This window comes from Streptomyces sp. NPDC026522 (genome assembly GCF_055567555.1).
Genome location: NZ_JBVHQF010000010.1, coordinates 66,931 through 83,914 on the forward strand (window position 1 = coordinate 66,931; position 16,984 = coordinate 83,914).

The 16,984-nt window shown below is 72.9% G+C and carries 12 protein-coding genes and 1 tRNA gene; 5 read left to right on the forward strand and 8 right to left on the reverse strand.

What is annotated here, in order from left to right; genetic code table 11:
- Positions 1–315: 315 nt before the first annotated feature.
- Positions 316–1,464, reverse strand: coding sequence for a lipase family protein (locus ACZ4M3_RS25045; RefSeq protein WP_467736175.1), 1,149 nt, complete (start codon positions 1,462–1,464; stop codon positions 316–318).
- A gap of 192 nt (positions 1,465–1,656) precedes the next feature.
- The gene (locus tag ACZ4M3_RS25050; RefSeq protein WP_467736177.1) at positions 1,657–2,721 is read right to left on the reverse strand and encodes an AraC family transcriptional regulator; all 1,065 of its coding nucleotides are present in this window, start codon (positions 2,719–2,721) and stop codon (positions 1,657–1,659) included.
- A 116-nt stretch (positions 2,722–2,837) separates the two neighbouring features.
- On the opposite strand from ACZ4M3_RS25050, the gene ACZ4M3_RS25055 reads away from it, so the two are divergent.
- Entirely contained in the window at positions 2,838–4,592 is a 1,755-nt protein-coding gene (locus ACZ4M3_RS25055) for an AMP-dependent synthetase/ligase (RefSeq protein WP_467736179.1), read from the forward strand.
- A 32-nt stretch (positions 4,593–4,624) separates the two neighbouring features.
- Here the strand turns inward: ACZ4M3_RS25055 and ACZ4M3_RS25060 are convergent, their stop codons facing one another.
- Complete coding sequence (locus ACZ4M3_RS25060; RefSeq protein ID WP_467736181.1) at positions 4,625–5,833, reverse strand: aminotransferase-like domain-containing protein; 1,209 nt, start codon at positions 5,831–5,833, stop codon at positions 4,625–4,627.
- A gap of 139 nt (positions 5,834–5,972) precedes the next feature.
- Here ACZ4M3_RS25060 and ACZ4M3_RS25065 point away from each other — a divergent pair, with 139 nt between their 5' ends.
- The gene (locus ACZ4M3_RS25065) at positions 5,973–6,857 is read left to right on the forward strand and encodes a hypothetical protein (RefSeq protein ID WP_467736183.1); all 885 of its coding nucleotides are present in this window, start codon (positions 5,973–5,975) and stop codon (positions 6,855–6,857) included.
- Between the two features lie 143 nt (positions 6,858–7,000).
- Here the strand turns inward: ACZ4M3_RS25065 and ACZ4M3_RS25070 are convergent, their stop codons facing one another.
- The 3 genes from ACZ4M3_RS25070 to ACZ4M3_RS25080 all read right to left on the reverse strand — a co-directional run bounded on the left by ACZ4M3_RS25070 (position 7,001) and on the right by ACZ4M3_RS25080 (position 9,364).
- Positions 7,001–7,213, reverse strand: coding sequence for a DUF397 domain-containing protein (locus tag ACZ4M3_RS25070; RefSeq protein WP_136216547.1), 213 nt, complete (start codon positions 7,211–7,213; stop codon positions 7,001–7,003).
- Positions 7,214–7,415: 202 nt separating this feature from the next.
- Positions 7,416–8,300 carry a helix-turn-helix domain-containing protein gene (locus ACZ4M3_RS25075; RefSeq protein WP_467736185.1) on the reverse strand — a complete coding sequence of 295 codons (885 nt, stop codon included), beginning with the start codon at positions 8,298–8,300 and terminating at the stop codon, positions 7,416–7,418.
- Between the two features lie 296 nt (positions 8,301–8,596).
- Positions 8,597–9,364, reverse strand: a complete 768-nt coding sequence (locus tag ACZ4M3_RS25080) for a GOLPH3/VPS74 family protein (RefSeq protein WP_467736187.1) — start codon at positions 9,362–9,364, stop codon at positions 8,597–8,599.
- Between the two features lie 186 nt (positions 9,365–9,550).
- Between ACZ4M3_RS25080 and ACZ4M3_RS25085 the strand changes: the two genes are divergently transcribed.
- The 3 genes from ACZ4M3_RS25085 (at position 9,551) to ACZ4M3_RS25095 (ending at position 14,723) form a co-directional block, all read left to right on the forward strand.
- The gene (locus tag ACZ4M3_RS25085) at positions 9,551–12,484 is read left to right on the forward strand and encodes a hypothetical protein (protein WP_467736188.1); all 2,934 of its coding nucleotides are present in this window, start codon (positions 9,551–9,553) and stop codon (positions 12,482–12,484) included.
- Positions 12,485–12,651: 167 nt separating this feature from the next.
- On the forward strand, positions 12,652–14,430 hold the full coding sequence (locus ACZ4M3_RS25090) for an MFS transporter (RefSeq protein ID WP_467736190.1): 1,779 nt from the start codon (positions 12,652–12,654) through the stop codon (positions 14,428–14,430).
- A gap of 89 nt (positions 14,431–14,519) precedes the next feature.
- Positions 14,520–14,723: a hypothetical protein gene (locus tag ACZ4M3_RS25095; RefSeq protein WP_467736192.1), complete on the forward strand. Its 204-nt coding sequence runs from the start codon at positions 14,520–14,522 to the stop codon at positions 14,721–14,723.
- 88 nt (positions 14,724–14,811) lie between these two features.
- Here the strand turns inward: ACZ4M3_RS25095 and ACZ4M3_RS25100 are convergent.
- Both ACZ4M3_RS25100 and ACZ4M3_RS25105 read right to left on the reverse strand, forming a co-directional pair.
- Positions 14,812–14,884: transfer RNA gene (locus ACZ4M3_RS25100), tRNA-Arg, on the reverse strand.
- Between the two features lie 516 nt (positions 14,885–15,400).
- Complete coding sequence (locus ACZ4M3_RS25105) at positions 15,401–16,648, reverse strand: hypothetical protein (protein ID WP_467736194.1); 1,248 nt, start codon at positions 16,646–16,648, stop codon at positions 15,401–15,403.
- Between the last annotated feature and the right edge of the window lie 336 nt (positions 16,649–16,984).

Sequence of the window (16,984 nt, forward strand, 5' to 3'; positions counted from 1 at the left end):
GAGGTGCCCACACGGGGGCTGGATGTGGGGCTCCGCCCCGGGCCCCGCGCGTCAAACTCCCCCAGCTACCGCCGGGAGGTGCCCACACGGGGGCTGGGTGTGGCGCTCCGCCCCGGGCCCCGCGCGTCAAACTCCCCCAGCTACCGCCGGGAGGTGCCCACACGGGGGCTGGATGTGGGGCTCCGCCCCGGGCCCCGCGCGTCAAACTCCCCCAGCTACCGCCGGGAGGTGCCCACACGGGGGCTGGATTTGGGCCGCCGGGGCCGGAAGAGGCGCCCCGGCGGGGTGGAGTTGCCCCGCCGCCGGGCGGCGGGGTCAGCAGTTGGGGTGGGTCGGGCGGTCGGCGAAGCGGGACGCCAGCCAGTCGGCGGCTGCCGGGGAGTGGGTGATGACGCCGCTGACGTGCTCGCCGACCCAGACGGTGTCGAACTCGACGTCCGCGCCCCGCGCGCACCACTCGGAGCGCAGCTCGCGGCCGACGGCGTACGGGATCAGCTCGTCGCCGAGCGCGTGGTACTGGTACACGGGCGCGGCGGGCGCGGTCCCGCCGAGCCTGCTCTGGGCGAGCCGGGCCCGCCAGTCGGGCTGGGCGAGCGGGTCGCGGGTGGTCAGGTCGGAGATCCGCTTGAAGGAGCCGGCGATGGCGTCGATGGCGACGCAGCCCTCGCGCATGCCGCCGACCAGGGCCTTGCCGGCCGGGTTGAGGTAGGAGTCGAGCTTCAGCTCCGGGAAGGCGGCGTCCTGTCCGGCGGCCGCCATGAAGATCAGGCCGGAGCCGTAGGAGCCGTTGTTGAAGTCGGCTACCTTCATCAGGTCGGCCGGCACACCGCCGGTCGCCGTGCCCTTGACCTGCAACTCCGGGGCGTACGAGCCCTGCAGTTCGGCCGCCCAGCTGCTGGCCTGGCCGCCCTGGGAGTAGCCCATGATGCCGATCGGCGTGTTCGCCGCCAGCCCGGCTTCCGGCAGGCGCAGGGCGGCGCGGGCGGCGTCGAGCATGGCGTGGCCGGCGGAAGGGCCGACGGTGTAGGTGTGCACGCCGGGTGTGCCGAGGCCCTCGTAGTCGGTGACGACCACCGCCCAGCCGCGCAGGGTGAGCTGCTGGATGAGGTTGGCCTCCATGGCGGTGCCGTTGGGGAAGTTGTTGCTCGGCGCGCAGGAGTCGCCCATGCCGACGGTGCCGACGGCGTAGGTGACGAGGGGGCGGGGGCCGGTGCGGCCGTCCTGCGGGACGATGACCGTGCCGGAGACGACGTTCGGCGCGCCGTCGGCGGTGGTGGAGCGGTAGGTGACCTTCCAGGCCTTGGTGTCGGTGGGCTGGCCGGGCAGCGGGTGGAAGGCGGAGGGCGCGCTGCTGACGAGGTCGCCGGGCCGGGCGGCATCGGCGTTCGCGGTGGCGGTCGCGGGCAGCCAGGCCGTGAGTGCGAGGGCGGCCACGGCGGCGAGGGCGGTGCTGCGGAAACGCATGGGCGGCTCTCCCGAGGTCCGTGTGGGGGCAGGTGAGGAGAAGGTAGTGACCGACCGGTCGGCATGTCGCTGACTGCGCAGCTCACCTTTGCTGGCCCCAGCCGCCAACCCCGCAGGCCCCTTCACCCGGCTGGCCCCTTCACCCGGCTGGCCCCTTCACCCGGCTGGCCCCGCCAGCCCGCTCGGCTCCCGTCAGCCGCCCGAGGCGATCCGGTAGGCGCCCGGGGTGGTGCCCGTCCAGCGGCGGAACGCGCGGTGGAAGGCGGTGTCCTCGGAGAAGCCCAGCCGCGCGGCCAGTTCCGCGATGGGTTCGCCGCTCTCCGCCAGCCCCGCGATCGCCGCGTCCCGCCGCACGTGGTCCTTCAACTGCTGGAAGGACGTGCCCTCCTGGTGCAGCCGGCGGCGCAGCGTCGCCGGGGACACCGCGAGCCGCGCCGCGACCTCGCCGAGCTCCGGGAGCCGGGGCGAGGTACGCAGCCGCCGCGTCAGGGTCCGGCGTACCTGCTCCGCGACCGTGGTCCCGTACTCCGGGCGGGACAGCAGGTCGAAGGGGGCCCGGCGGAGCATCGCGTCGAGCGCGGGCTCCTCCCGGACGAGCGGCGCGGTCAGCCAGTGCGCGGCGAACGCGGCGGCCGTCCGGTCGGCGCCGAAGCGGACGGGACAGTCGAAGAGCACCTCGTACTCGTCCGCGTACGACGGCGCGGGGTACGCGAAGGCCGCGTGCAGCAGCGGGATGCGGCGGCCGATCAGCCAGCTGCTCAGCCGGTGCCAGATCGCCAGCACGCATTCGGCGAGGAACCGCTCCCCGTCCCGCTCCCCGTCCCGGTCCCCTCCCCGGTCCCCGGCGACGTCCCCGGTCAGGTCCCCGGCGACGGGGCCGCGCACGGTGAACCGGGCCTCGCCGTCCGCGACCTCCAGCGCCAGTTCGGGGCCGCCCGGGAACAGCCCGTAGAAGGCGGCGGCCCGTTCGACGGCCGCCCCCAGGTCCCGGCAGCCCAGCGAGGCGTAGCACATCATCGCGAAGGTGCCGGGCCGGCTCGGTACCGCGCCCAGGCCGAGGAACTCGTCCTGCGTCGTGCGGTACAGCGCCCGGAACAGCCGGGCGAACTGCGCGGGCGTGATCCGTGCCCGGTCGTCCCCGAGCAACAGCGGCGGGATCTGCGCCCCTTGCAGCAGCGGCACGGTGTCGATGCCGGCCCGCCGCGCCCCCGCGAGCAGCGCACGCACGTGGTGCACGGTGATCGTCCGCCTCCCCATGGGACCGACGGTAACCCCTATGAGCGCTGGGGTCAGCGGTGCTGACGCTTCCGGTCATGCCGTCCGGGCCGCCCCGGTGCCTAGCGTCGACGTACCCACCCCAGGAGGCGAACACGATGGACGCCGCACAGGACTCGGCCCGACCGCGCACGCTGGCCCTCTTCACCGAGTGGACCGGGGAGCGGTACGGGCCTCACAGCGCGCTCCGCTTCCGGTCGGGCACCGCCCCGCGGGACGGCTGGCGCACGCTCTCCTACGCGGACCTCCGCGCCCGCGTCCGGCGCACCGGGCAGGCCCTGCTGGGCCTGGGGGTCGGGGCGGGCGAGCGGGTGGCGCTCCTCGCTGAGACCCGGCCGCAGTGGACGTACGCCCACTTCGGGGCGCTGGCGGCGGGCGCGGTCCTGGTGCCGGTGTACCCGACGGCGGGGGAGGAGGAGCTGGCCTGGGTGCTGTCGGACTCCGCGGCGGTGGTGGCGGTCTGCGACGACGCGGCCCAGGCGGCCCGGGTGGAGGCGCTGCGCGGGCGGCTCCCGGCGCTGCGGGCGGTGGTCCTGCTGGACGCCCTCCCGGAGCTGCCCCCGGCCCCGGGAGCGGAGCTGCGCGCCCGCGCCGAGGCGGTGACCCCGCAGGCGGACGCCGCCATCGTGTACACCTCCGGGACGACCGGGCCGCCGAAGGGCTGCCGGCTCACCCACGGCAACCTCGGCGCCGTCCAGGACGCCACCCTGCCGCTGGTGCGGGGCGGCCCGGGGGACACGACGTACCTCTACCTGCCGCTCGCGCACCTGCTGGCGCAGCTGATCCAGTTCACCACGCTGCTCCAGGGCGGTGAGCTCTGCTACTTCGGCGGCCGGATCGAGAACGTCCTGGCGGAGCTCGCCGAAGTGGCGCCGACCCACCTGCCCTCCGTACCGCGCCTGTTCGAGAAGCTGCACTCGGTGGTGCTGTCGCTGGCGGAGTCGGCGGAGGGCGGCCGGGAGCGGTTCGAGGAGGCGGTCCGGCTGGGCGTGCTGGCCGCCGAGGGGCGGCTGCCCGAGGAGGCGCGGGAGGCGTACGAGGCGGCGTGCGAAACGCTGTACGCCCCCGTCCGCGCCGCCTTCGGAGGGCGGCTCACCTGGGCGCTGACCGGCGGCGCCCCGATCGCCCCCGCCACCTCGGACTTCCTGCGCGCCTGCGGGATCCCGGTCTACGAGGGCTACGGCATGACGGAGTCCGCCGGGGTGATCAGCCTCAGCCACCCCGGATCGGTCCGCCCCGGCACGGTCGGCCGGCCGGTCGCGGGCTGCGAGGTGCGGATCGCGCCGGACGGGGAGGTGCTGGCCCGGGGGCCGATGGTCTTCCCGGGCTACCACGGCAACGGGGCCGCGACGGCCGAGACCGTCGACGCCGCGGGCTGGCTGCACACGGGCGACCTCGGCTCGCTCGACGCCGACGGCTTCCTGACGATCACCGGCCGGAAGAAGGAGCTGGTCATCACCTCGGCGGGGAAGAACATCACCCCGACCGAGGTCGAGTTCGCCCTCCAGTCCTCCCGGTACGTCTCGCGCGCTGTGCTGATCGGCGACCGGCGCCCGCATCCGGTGGCGCTGATCACCCTGGACGCGGACGAGATCACGGCCTGGGCGGCCCGGGAGGGGATCGCCCCGGACGCCCTGGCCCGGCCGGCGGCACACCCCGCGGTGCGGGCCCTGGTGGCGCGGGCCGTCGAGGCGGCCAACGCCACGGTCTCCCGCCCGGCCCGGGTCCGCGCCTTCCACCTGCTCGCCGAGGACTTCTCGGTCGAGGCGGGCACCTTGACGCCGACCCTGAAACTCCGGCGGGCGGTGGTGGCCGAGCGGTACGCCGCCGAGATCGAGAAGCTGTACGGCTGAGGAGCAGGCGAGGGCGCCTCGGGGACTGCCGGCTACCGCAGGGCGCGGCCCAGCCGGCGCAGGCCCTCGGCGATCTCGGCCGGGGTGTGGGTGACGAAGGACAGCCGCAGCGTCCGGTGGTCCGGGGCGCCGGTGAAGAAGGGCGCCCCGGGGACGTAGGCCACGTCATGGGCGACGGCTGACTTGAGCAGGGCCGTCGCGTCGTGTCCGGCCGGCAGCCGGGCCCAGACGAACATGCCGCCCTCCGGCCGGTTCCACTCCGAGCCCGCCGGGAGCGCCCCGGGCAGCCCGGCCAGCAGCGCGTCGCGGCGGACGCGGTAGGCCGAGCGGATCCCGGCGATGTGGGCGTCCAGGTCCACCGAGGCCAGGTAGTGGGCCGCCGCCAGCTGGTTCACCGTCGAGGTGTGCAGGTCGGCCGCCTGCTTGGCGACCACCGCGGCCCGTAGCAGGGCCGCCGGGGCCCGCAGCCAGCCCAGCCGCAGCCCGGGCGCCATGACCTTGGAGAAGCTGCCGAGCAGCGCGGTACGGTCCTCCGCTCCGGGGTGCGCGGCGAGCCACGGGACGTGGGCCCCCTCGTAGCGGAGGTCCCCGTACGGGTCGTCCTCCACCAGCCACAGCCCGAGCCGCGCGGCGACTTCCGCGACCGCCGCGCGCCGGGCGCCGGGGAGGGTACGGCCCGTCGGGTTCTGGAAGGTGGGAACCGAGTACAGCAGCTTCGGCCGCTCGCGCCGGACGAGCTCCTCCAGGGCGTCCGGGAGGATGCCGTCCTCGTCGCAGGGGACGGGTATGACCCGGGCCCCGGCCAGGCCGAAGCCCTGGAGCGCGGCCAGGTAGGTCGGGTTCTCCACCAGGACGGCGTCGCCCGGGTCGAGCAGGGCGCCGGCGAGCAGCGAGAGGGCCTGCTGGGAGCCGGTGGTGACGGCCACCTGGTCGGCGGTGGTCGGCAGGCCCCGGGCGGTGGCGCGCGCCGCGATGGTCGCGCGGAGCTCGGGCACGCCCTCGGTGGTCGAGTACTGCAGGGCCCGGGCGGCGGAGCCGGGCGCGGACAGGACCGCGTCGTAGGCGGCGCGCAGGCCGGCGGTGTCGAAGAGCTCGGGCGCCGGGTAGCCGCCCGCGAAGGAGACCACCTCGGGGCGGTCGGTGAGGGAGAGGATGTCGCGGATGGGCGAACCCGCCACCGCGGCCGTCCTGGCGGCGAAGGCGGGTGGCGGCACGGCGGTGGCGGGGGCGGGCACGGGCACTCCTTCGGGGTGGCGGGTGCGCGCAGCCTAACCACGAAAGGTGCAGACGGCACCTACCTGTCCGGCAGGTGAACGGGCGGCCGGTGAAACCGGTGCCGGCCCCCTCCCGAACTGACGCCGTATCAGATAGACCGGTGCCATGACGACTGACGAGACGCACCCGCCGGGCCGCGGCGGCACCGGCGCCGCCGGCGGCGACACCCGGGCCGAGGACTACGCGGCGCTCGCCGCCGTGGGCCCGTACGGCGTCCGCCCCGGCCACGCGCTGATCACCATGGTCGAACCGCACCCGGGCCACGAGTTCGCGTACAACCGCTGGTACGAGGACGACCACTACTACGCCGGCGCCATGGCCATGCCCTGGATGTACGCCGGACGCCGCTGGGTGGCCACCAGGGACCTCCAGGAGCTGCGCTACCCGGAGAAGTCGGCCGTCGCCCGGCCCGTCACCGCCGGCTGCTACCTGTCGACGTACTGGGTGACCGAGGGCCGCTACGACGAGCACATGAAGTGGACCGTCGGCATCAACAAGCGGCTGAACCGCGACGGCCGCGTCTACCAGGACCGCACGCACGTCTTCACGGCCTTCCAGGACCACGAGGCCACCGTCTACCGCGACGGCGCCGCCGGACCGCGGGACTTCCACGCCCTCGACCACCCGTACGCCGGGCTGGTGCTCCAGGTCATCGACGCGGACGGCCCCGAGCAGCGGGCGCGACTGCTGGAGTGGCTGCGCTCACGGGCCCTCCCGAAGCGGCTGGCGGGCGGGCCCGCGGCGATCGTGACGGTCTTCCGGCCCACGCCGCTGCCGGGTGACCGGATGACGTACGTCAAGCAGGTCGAGGGCGTCGGCACCCGGTTGACGCTGCTGTGGTTCCTGGAGGCCGATCCCCGAACCTGCTGGCACCGGTTCGAGGGGCTGGACACGGAGGTCACGGAAGCGGGTCTGGGGCGGGTGGAACTGGTGGCGCCGTTCATCCCGACGGTGCCGGGGACGGACCGTTTCGTCGACCAGCTGCGCTGAGGGCGCGACGGGCCGAGCCGGGGCGGGGCGGCCGGTGCGGTGGGCACGGCCGAGCCCCCTCGGCCAGGACGGCGACCGGTCGAGAGGGCTTCATTCAACGGCCGTCGTCGTGGTGCGGACGGTCGGGGCGGGCGTCGTCACGCTCAGACGAGGCGTCCCAGCCGGCCCTCGGTGACGTCGGTGACGAAGGAGTTCCAGGAGCCCGGCGCGAAGGTGAGGGACGGACCGTCCTGCACCTTCGAGTCGCGGACCGCGATGGCGTCCATGACGGGCGACTTGACTTCGACGCAGGCGCCGTTTCCGCCGGAGTAAGAGGACTTGGTCCAGTTTTCCGTAGCGCCCTGACGAATAGCCATGTTTCTCTCCGGTTCAGCGAGTAGTTCCGGGTCTCGCCAGCCATTACTCCGGCTGACGTGATCGACGCTACCCGCACCGCCCGAAGGCTGAAGTGGGCATTCACTCGACCGAGTGGCATATTCCATTCAGGCCTTCTGTGGCCGGGAGGTGACGGTGTACCGTACCGGCCCCCCCTCGCCACCTGGACGGTTTCCTCCGCTTTTACTTGCCCTTGCCCGAATAGTGGTCGATGATCTCGCCGATGAACTGCCGGGTCTGGTCGACATTGAGCGCCTGGGCGCGCAGGTGCTCGTACATCACGCTGTACTTCTGAACGTCGTTGGCCTTCTCCAGGTACAAATCGCTCGTCACGCCCTCGATGTAGACCACCGTCGAGTCGGAGGCGTCGGGGAATTCCAGGATCGCGTACTGCCCGTTGACGCCCGGATGCGCGCCCATCGAGAACGGCATCACCTGCACGGTGATGTACGGCTGTTCCGACTGCTCTATCAAGTATTCGAGCTGCCGGATCATCAACTGCGCGTCACCCACGTGCCGGCGCAGCGCCGCCTCGTCGATCACCGCCCACAGCCGCAGCGGCCCGACGTCCGGGTTGTTGTTGTCGGTCTCGGAGAGCCGCTTCTGGCGGTGCATCCGGACCTGGACGCGCTTGTCCACGTCGGCCGGCGCGGTCTCCGGCAGCGCGCCGCGGATCAGGGCGTGGGCGTACTCCGGTGTCTGGAGCAGGCCCGGGACCATCTGGGGCTCGTACGTACGCAGGCTGGCCGCGTCCGTCTCCAGACCGATGTAGACGCTGTACGGGATGTCGCCGAAGGCGTGCCACCAGCCCTGCTGGCGGGAGTCCTTGGCCATCTGCATGAGGGAGTCGACGAGCCGGCGGTCCTCGACCTCGTACACGTCGCACAGGTCGCGGACGTCGCGCTGGCTGATGGAGCGACGGCCGTTCTCCAGCCGGCTGATCTTGGACTGGGAGACGAGCAGTCGCTCGGCGACCTGCTCGGCCGTCATGCCCTTGTCCTCGCGCAACTTGCGCAACTCCATGCCCAGTCGGCGGCGTCGGACGGTGGGATTGACATTGGACGCCACGGGGACGGCACCTCCGCCTTCTTCTGGTTCTGTCTCTCTGCGTGTCTGATGTTCAGCAGACTGCCACCGAAGGGTGCGACGGCGCTGGGGAACGGACCGGAAAGACAGACGCGCGGGGCGGCGGGACCGGCGAACCGGCCCCGCCGCCCCGCGCGCTGGCGGCTCCCGAACCGGGTCTTTTGGGGGACGGCCGGTTCTGGCGGTGGCGCTGTGGTGCGTGCGGTGCGCCCGTTGGTGGGTCAAGGGGTGTAGCGGGGCGCGGTGCGGGTGGTGCGTGTGCTGCGGGTGGAGCTTCCTCAGTGCGCGGGCACCCGGGCCATCGCGCCCGTGCGGCGCGGCTGCATCGGTACGGCGGTGGCCCGGGCGGGGGGTGCCGCCGATGCCGTTGCCGAGGCCGAGGCCGAGGCGGTGACCGGGGCGCGGTCGCGCCTCGGCTGTGCCGCCACCCCGTTCTGGACGTCCATGACGGCGTGCGCCACGAGACCGCCCATGGGGTCGTGCCGGATCAGGTCCCGCAGCCGGGACCTGGACGACCGCCCCTCGTTGCCGGGGTACAGGTGCTTGCCGAGACCGACCGCGTGGGCCAGTGCGGCGAGCGCCGCGGTCCGCGGGTCCGGCGGTACGCCGGTGCGGATCGCACTGTCGAGCCGGGCACGGATCTCCCGGCTGATCGCCGTGTCCGTCGCCTGGTAGCGAGTCGTCGGCAGCACCCCGCACATCTGTCCCGCGACGGCATGCACCATGCCGCAGCGCTCCAGGTGAGCGAGGTAAATCTGACGGAGCCCCAGCCGGGGTCCGCCGATCCAATGAACGGCCCGGACCGGGCTGCCGCGCCTGCGCAGCAGTTCCAGTGCGGAGTCCAGAGTCGGATCTCCTGTCGGCCGTGGCATCACCACGGCGATACGATCCCCGTCAGGGGCTATCCGTCCTGCCAGAGCCAGCTCTACTAGCTGTGCCCCGGCGAGGCCGAGGTCGAGCGACTGCGGCTGCGCCGTGGTTCCCGTGGTCGGGTCCAAGGCGAGCAGCAGAAGCTCCTCCGGAATTGTTCTGCGGCTCCTGCCCATCCATGCCTCCCCGCGTGGATGAGTGACAGGGTGACGCCTCTCACATTCATCTGTCGAGAGCGCCTGGACGCTTTGTGGGGGAACCGGCAGCTATGTCGTTCTCGTCTAGCGGGTGGGCGATGCCCCCTAGACGGGACACTGTTAGACGGTTCGGACAGGGGCCGGACGGCGAACGAGGAGGAACTGGTGGCGGGCGAGTCCCCCGACAAGTCGGTAGATGAAGGTGCGTCGGGGACGGCGGAGTCCACCGCGCCGTCCGCGGAGCGGGACCCGAGGCTGTCGGTCCTGCGCCCGCGCGAGACGGCGGGAACCGGGGACCGGGACGCGCTGAAGGAAGCGGTGGCGGCCTGGGTCGCGACGGGCGCCTCCGGAGGTTCGAAGGGCGCTCCCGGCGGTTCGGCGGGGGACGAGCCGGAGCCGGGTGCCGGTGCCGGTGCCGGTGGCCGGGATGCGGCCGCCGAGCCGGAGGCGCCTGCGGACCAGCGGAAGAAGTCGGGGTCCGCTCCGGCGGCCGACGGGGCGCAGTCGGCTTCGGGTGCCGGTACGGCGGACTCCGCGGACCGCCGGTCGGCCGTGACGCCGGATTCCGCTTCGGCGGAGGACGAGGCGAAGCCTGCTTCGGGTGCCGATGGCCGGGATGCGGCCGCCGAGCCGGAGGCGCCTGCGGACCAGCGGAAGAAGTCGGGGTCCGCTCCGGCGGGCGACGGGGCGCAGTCGGCTACGGGTGCCGGTGGCCGGGATGCGGCTGGCGCGTCCGGTTCCGGTGAGCCGGAGAAGACCGCCTTCGGGGTCGTGAAGCCGGGTTCCGGTTCCGGTTCCGCAGCGAAGCCGGCCGCGGCCGACAGCGAGCGCACCGCCGTCTTCCGTGCCGTGAAGCCGGATGCGGCCGCGCCGGCGGAGGAGCCGGCCGAGGCACCGCGTACGGCGTCGGACCCGTCGGGGGAGAAGCCCTCCGGGGACCCCCGTACCGGGGCGGCGACGGCGGACAAGCCGGGTTCCGCTTCGGCGGGGGACAAGGCGAAGCCCGTTTCGGGTGCCGGTGGTCGGGATGCGGCCGGGGCGTCCGGGTCTGGCGAGCCGGAGAAGACCGCCTTCGGGGTCGTGAAGCCGGGCTCCGGTTCCGGTTCCGCCGCGAAGCCGTCCGGGGAGCCCCGTACCGGTGTCCCGGGCAAGCCGGAGGCGGCGGACAGCGAGCGCACCGCAGTCTTCCGTGCCGTGAAGCCGGGCTCCGCCGCGGCGGAGGGCAAGCCGGCCGAGGCCCCGGGTAAGGCCTCGGCCCCGTCCGGGGACCCCCGTACCGGGGCGGAGGCGGCCGACAGTGAGCGCACCGCCGTCTTCCGTGCCGTGAAGCGGGATGCGGCCGCGCCGGCGGAGAAGCCGGCCGAGGCACCCCGTACGGCGGGGGACGAGTCGAAGCCCGCCCCGGGTGCCGGTGAGCCGGAGAAGACCGCGTTCGGGGTCGTGAAGCCCGGTTCCGGTTCCGCCCCGAAGCCGGAGGCGCCGGACAGCGAGCGCACCGCCGTCTTCCGCGCGGTGAAGCCGGGCGCGAACGCGCCCACCGCCCCGGGCAAGCCGGGTTCCGCCGCGGCGGGGGAGAAGCCCGCCGGGGCCCCCGGCAAGGCTGACGCGGCCGACAGTGAGCGCACCGCCGTCTTCCGCGCGGTGAAGCCGGGCGCCGCCGCGCCGGAGCAGAAGCCGGCCGCCCCGCAGGGCCGCGGCAGCACCTTCGTACCGCTGGGCGGCGCCGGCCCCCGGCCCCCCGCGCCGCAGCCGGCCCGGCAGCCGGCCCCGCAGCCCGCCGCCGACGCCGAGCGGACCACGCAGCAGCCGCTGCCCCCCAAGCCGCCGCTCGACATGCTGGCGGACCTCACCAACAACCCGCCCCCGCCGCCCTCCCCCCTCCGCACCGCGGTCCGGCGCGTCAAGATCTACGCCCCGATCGTCGTGCTCCTCGCGGTCGTCCTGGCCGTCGTACAGCTCGTCCGCCCGCTCCCCGCGCCCCGCCTCGCCCTGAGCGCGAAGTCCACGTACACCTTCGACGGCGGCGCCCCCACCCTCCCGTGGCCGAAGGAGGGCCAGGGCTTCATGGCCGCGGCCGGCCTCGGCACCGTCGGCACCTTCGGCGAGCAGAAGCCGATCGCGATCGGCAGCGTCGCCAAGACCATGACGGCGTACGTGATCCTCAAGAACCACCCCATGAAGCCCAAGGAAAAGGGCCCGATGATCGACGTCGACAAGACGGCGGTCGACGACGGTCGCAAGGAGTCCGAGGGCGAGTCCACGGTCAACACGCTGAAGGAGGGCGACAAGATCTCCGAGTACGACGCCCTCGCCGCGATCATGATCCCGTCCGCCAACAACGTCGCGCGGCTGCTCGCGCGCTGGGACACCGCCGGTGACCAGGAGGCGTTCGTCAAGAAGATGAACGACGCCGCCCGGGAACTCGGCATGACCAACACCACCTACACCGACCCCTCCGGCCTCGACCCGACGACCGTCAGCACCGCCGAGGACCAGGTCAAGCTCGGTCTCAAGGTCGTCGAGATGCCGGAGCTGCTCGCCATCACCAAGCTCCCGAGCTGGACCGATCCCTCCGGCAAGGCCTGGCGGAACTACAACGACCTCGTCCCGTTCAACGGCGCCGTCGGCATCAAGACCGGTTCCACCACCAAGGCCGGCGGCAACCTGCTCTTCGCCGCCGAGAAGAAGGTCGGCAAGACCAACCAGCTGATCGTCGGCGCGGTGCTCGGCCAGTACGGCGTCCCCATCCTCGGTACCGCGATCGCGGCGAGCAAGGACGTCATGATCGCGACGCAGAAGGCGCTGACCAACGCGACCGTGGTGAAGAAGGGCGATGTCGTCGGGTACGTGGACGACGGACTCGGCGGGCACACCCCCGTGGTCGCCACCGCCGACGTGCAGGCGGTCGGCTGGCCCTCGCTCACCGTCACCGTGAAGCTGGGCGACGGCGGTGCCAAGCTGCCGGAGACGGCGAAGGCGGGGACCGAGGTCGGGGTGCTCACCGTGGGTGAGGGCGCCAGTCAGGTGAAGGTGCCGGTGGCGTTGCAGAGCGACCTCGTCGCGCCCGGCATCGGCAGCAAACTGACTCGCGTCGGCTGATCCCTACGGCTGATCCCTACGGCTGATCCCCTCCGGGAGATCCACGATCGACGGTCCACGACCCGCCCAGGCGCCCCGGACAACCCCGGGGCGCCTGAGCGCGTCTGTGAACCGGGCAGCCCGCACGGGGCCGGAATCCCCGAACGCGACGGAAGAGAGCGTCGGCAGTGACCACCGCTGAGCAGTACAGGCCACCGGAGGCCGCCCACGACGCCGGACCGCGCGCGGACGCCGGCGGGAGCTGGGCGCACCGGCACCCGGTGCTGGTCGCCGCCGCCCTCGCCGCGGTCCTGCACGTCGTCTGGTTCTTCAGCTTCGCCAACAGCGGCGGCGACCTGGCCGCGCAGGACGCGTGGGCGGAGTTCGTCGGCCGCCACCCCGACACCGCGTACAACCTCGCCTGGTACGGGGGCATGCACCCGGTCTCGTACAGCGTGGTCTCGCCGTACCTCATGCACGTGCTCGGCGTCCGGACCACGATGATGGTCGCCGGCACCGTCTCGGCCGGGCTGCTCGCGCTGATCCTGACCCGGTGCCGCGGCGCCGTGCGGCGCCCGCTGTGGCCGGCCCTGGCGGGGGTGTACGGGCTGCTGTGCAACGCCCTGTCCGGCCGCGTCACCTTCGGGCTCGGCGCGATGTTCGCGCTGGCCGCCGTCGCGGCCGTCTTCTGCTGGCCGCGCAAGTGGGCCGAGCGGCGCTGGGCCAAGGCCGCCGTTGCCGCGCCGCTCGCGGGGCTGGCCACCGCCTCCAGCCCGGTGGCCGGCCTCTTCCTCGGGGTGGTCGCGGCCGCGCTGTTCCTGAGCGGGCGGCGGCCGGGCGCGTACGCGCTGGGGCTGGCGCCGGTGGCCGTGGTCGGGCTGTCGGCGTGGCTGTTCCCCTTCTCGGGCACGCAGCCGATGAAGCTGGGCTCGGCCTGGCTGCCGTTCGTGTTCGGGCTGGCGATCCTGTTCCTGGTGCCCAAACGGTGGAAGACGGTCCGGATCGCCTCCGCCGTGTACACCGTGGGCGTGTTCCTGACCTGGGCGATCGACTCCCAGGTGGGGTCGAACGTCACCCGTCTCGTGATGCTGTTCGGCGGGGCGGTGCTGCTCGCGGCGCTCCCGCACTCGGTCCCGCGCTCGCGGCGCTGGTACGCGGTGGTCGTCGCCTTCGCCGGGCTGACGGCCTGGATCACCGCCAACAGCATCACCGACATCATCCGCACGACCCCGCTGGCCGCCTGGAACCGGGAGCTGGCGCCGCTGGTCGACCAGCTCCAGAAGGCCGGCGCCGACCGGGGACGGGTGGAGGTGGTCCCGGCCAGCAGCCACCGGGAGTCGTCGGCCTTCCCGTCGTACGTGAACCTCGCGCGCGGCTGGAACCGGCAGGCCGACCTGGAGCGCAACCCGCTCTTCTACGACGACACCCTCACCGCCGACAGCTACCGGTCGTGGCTGGAGCGCTGGGCCGTGCACTACGTGGTGCTGCCCGCCGACAAACCCGACTCGGGCGGCGTGGACGAGGCGAAGCTGGTGCGGGAGGGGCTGCCGTACCTCCAGCAGGTGTGGGGCGACGCGAACTGGCAGCTGTACCGGGTGCTCGCCCCGACGGACCTGGTGGCGGGCCCCGCCACGGTGGTGCGGGCGAGCGCCGACCAGCTGGTCATCGAGGTGCGGCGGGCGGGGCGGGTCCTGGTGCGGATCCCGCATTCGCCCTGGCTGGGGCTGGTCGACGCGGCCGGCAAGGCGGTGCCGCCGCCGCAGGAGACCTTCGCGTCGAAGGCGGCCGCCGCGGCGCCGAAGCAGTACGCGAACACGGCCGGCTGCCTGTTCAAGGCCCCCCTGGACGCCGACGGGGACAGCTGGACGGAGCTGCTGGCCCCGGCGCCCGGGCAGTACCGGGTGGCGGCCAAGTACCAGCTGCCCAGGGGCACGCCGTGCCCGCAGGAACTCCTCCAGGGCCCTTGATCGGCGTGCGCCGCCCCCCATACCTGCATACGATCCCGTTAGACCGATCGGCAGACCGATCGGGTGCCTCCCGAGGGAGTGACGACGGGATGACTAAACAGCACAAGCAGGACGTCCGGGCGGCGCTCACGAAGGCCGCGGACCAGACCCACCTGCCCCGCACGCCGGGTCACGGCTTCGAAGGTCCGGTCCCCAGCAAGGTCAAGGGCGGCGCGCACACGAAGGCGGCCCTCAAGCGTTCCGGCGCCCCCCAGGGCGACCGCATCGGCGAACGCACCAAAGGCCTGAGCTGACCCCCACCGGCTGCCCCGGCCCCCGGCGGCCACGAACCCGAGAAGGCCCCCCGCCATCACCTGGCGGGGGGCCTCCTTTGCATGAACGTGCCCTCGGCAGGATTCGAACCTGCGACACCGGCTTTAGGAGAGCCGTGCTCTATCCCCTGAGCTACGAAGGCGGGGGCTTGTCGCGAACCGTGTCGCAAACCCCGGTGGGGCAGGTCGACGCGGACTGACAAACGTCCTGGTCAGCTTGCGTGCGTATGCGGGCGGGGCGGCGTCCTGGCGGACACTTTCCCGGGCACACGCCTGGTAGCCGTCTGACCGCTGACAGCCTAGCGGATCAGGTTGGCCGAGGTCGCCTCGATTGGCGTGCGCCTCGGCCAGGTCCATCTCGGGCCCTGTGACCTGCGTGTTTCGGCGATGTCGGGTGCGTGGGGCCTCTGTCGGGACGGTGGCGGCGTTGCCGAAGCGCTGCTGGATGTCCGTTTCGCGTCCGGGGTGGCTCTGGTCGGCTGTGGACCCGGGGCACGAAAGACGGTCGCGCCCTCTGTGGGCACGGCCGTCGCGGTGTCTGCGGGGGCTGTGGATCTCGGTCTATGCGGCCTTGCTGAGGTGGAGCTGGTGGCTGGTGGCGTTCTGGGAGAGGGCGAAGCCCAGGACGAAGATCTTCTGACGCTCGACGCCGTAGGCGATCATGCGGCGGTTCCAGAGGCTGAGGTCGAACTGGCTGTGGACCGACTCGGAGTCGGCGCGGTACGGGTAGACGAGTTGGTGGCCAGGGTGTCCTGCGGGATCTGCTGGAGGTGCTCGGCGCGGTGGAAGCCGCGCTCGCTGTCGCTCTTCAGGGGCCGGCCGCTGTCTACGCACCGCAGGGTGCGGTCCTCGGCGGTGGTGGTGATGCCGACGGGGACGCGGTAGTCGTGGGCCCCGTGCCGGCAGGGGATCCTCAGGCGGTGGTACCAGCGGCTCTTGGTGCTGCCGGCCCGGTGCTCGAGTTTGATGATCGGCACGGGTTCGAAGACGCGGGTGCCGTCGTCGAGGCGGATGCTTTCAGCGATGCGGCCGTCGTTGCACCACAGCTCGTGGCCGCTCCGGCAGGTCTTGATCTTCTCGTAGAAGACCGGGGTGAGCGACCCGTGCTGCTTGTTGACGGCGAGGAGGCCAAGCCGCGCGAGGGCGTCGCGGTGGACGCCTCGGAATGCCCCGTCGTAGACGATGCCCATGCAGTGCGGAAGGGCGCTCTTGAGGGCGGTGAACTGCCGTGCCGCTACCGCTGCTTCGTCCTCGTACTCACCACCGGCGACATGCGAGAAGGAGAGGATCACGCGGCTCCAGTACCCGTCGTCACGGCCTGAGGCGAAGAACCGCTTCGTCCCGCGGACCTTCTTCTTCGCCTTCTCACCGTTCTCGTAGTAGGTGCGGGCAGCGGGGTCTACGCGGTGGTTGCGGATCTCCCCGGTGATCGGATCAGCGGTCATCTCCCTGCGAGCTTTGGAGGGGGCCTTGGGGACGGTGGCATCACCGACGATCAGCTGCCGGCGCTCGGGGCGGCTCCAGACCTTGGTGATGTCACCTGGGAACAGCCCTTGCCGCAGAGCCTGCTGGGTGGCGTAGCGGCGGAATTCTTCCTCGAGCAGGTCGACGCAGGGCACGAGCAGACTGTTCATCGCGTCCTGGTACTGGCCTCGGGACGGCGCGGTGAGGGGCAGCGCCGCCGCGGCCCGGCGGCCGAGGTGGCGTCGGATGCTGGCACGCACGCTGCGCCAGTCCTGGGGGGAAGCCAGCCGGCCCACTGTGGAGCGCTTGGACCCCACGACGGGGGAGAGTGCAGCCGTGATCCGGTAGACGATGGCGGGGTACTCGCGTGGGCATCCGACGGTGTTGGGCGGGGGGAGGAGCTCGGCCATCTCGTACAGGAGGGGGTAGTCGAAGTGGGACACCGGTACGACGCGAGGGTGGGCGGGGGCCGTGAAGGAAGGGCATTGCGATCGCTGTGATTTCGTCATTGGGCGGGGCTGTGCATGCTTGCCGGACGGATCCGTGCCAAAGGTGCATCCTGTGACCCACCTCAGCAAAAGTGGCGACGCTTATGTACGGACACGATTCTGATCTCCTCGACGCAGTACGCGCACCTTCCTGGAGCCTGCACCCCCTGACCGAGGAACTGGTGACCGCCCCGCGCTGGGAAATGGATCCCCACACCTCCGACCGGCAATACAACTAGGCGACCACTCGCCCGACCTCGGTGTCCGTTCCATCCCGCCGGGCCGTCACGG

Excerpts from the sequence above, each read along its gene's own strand:
- ACZ4M3_RS25045 (WP_467736175.1), bottom strand. The coding sequence starts at position 1,464 with ATGCGTTTCCGCAGCACCGCCCTCGCCGCCGTGGCCGCCCTCGCACTC.
- ACZ4M3_RS25050 (WP_467736177.1), bottom strand. The coding sequence starts at position 2,721 with ATGGGGAGGCGGACGATCACCGTGCACCACGTGCGTGCGCTGCTCGCG.
- ACZ4M3_RS25055 (WP_467736179.1), top strand. The coding sequence starts at position 2,838 with ATGGACGCCGCACAGGACTCGGCCCGACCGCGCACGCTGGCCCTCTTC.
- ACZ4M3_RS25070 (WP_136216547.1), bottom strand. The coding sequence starts at position 7,213 with ATGGCTATTCGTCAGGGCGCTACGGAAAACTGGACCAAGTCCTCTTAC.
- ACZ4M3_RS25095 (WP_467736192.1), top strand. The coding sequence starts at position 14,520 with ATGACTAAACAGCACAAGCAGGACGTCCGGGCGGCGCTCACGAAGGCC.
- ACZ4M3_RS25065 (WP_467736183.1), top strand. The coding sequence starts at position 5,973 with ATGACGACTGACGAGACGCACCCGCCGGGCCGCGGCGGCACCGGCGCC.
- ACZ4M3_RS25080 (WP_467736187.1), bottom strand. The coding sequence starts at position 9,364 with ATGGGCAGGAGCCGCAGAACAATTCCGGAGGAGCTTCTGCTGCTCGCC.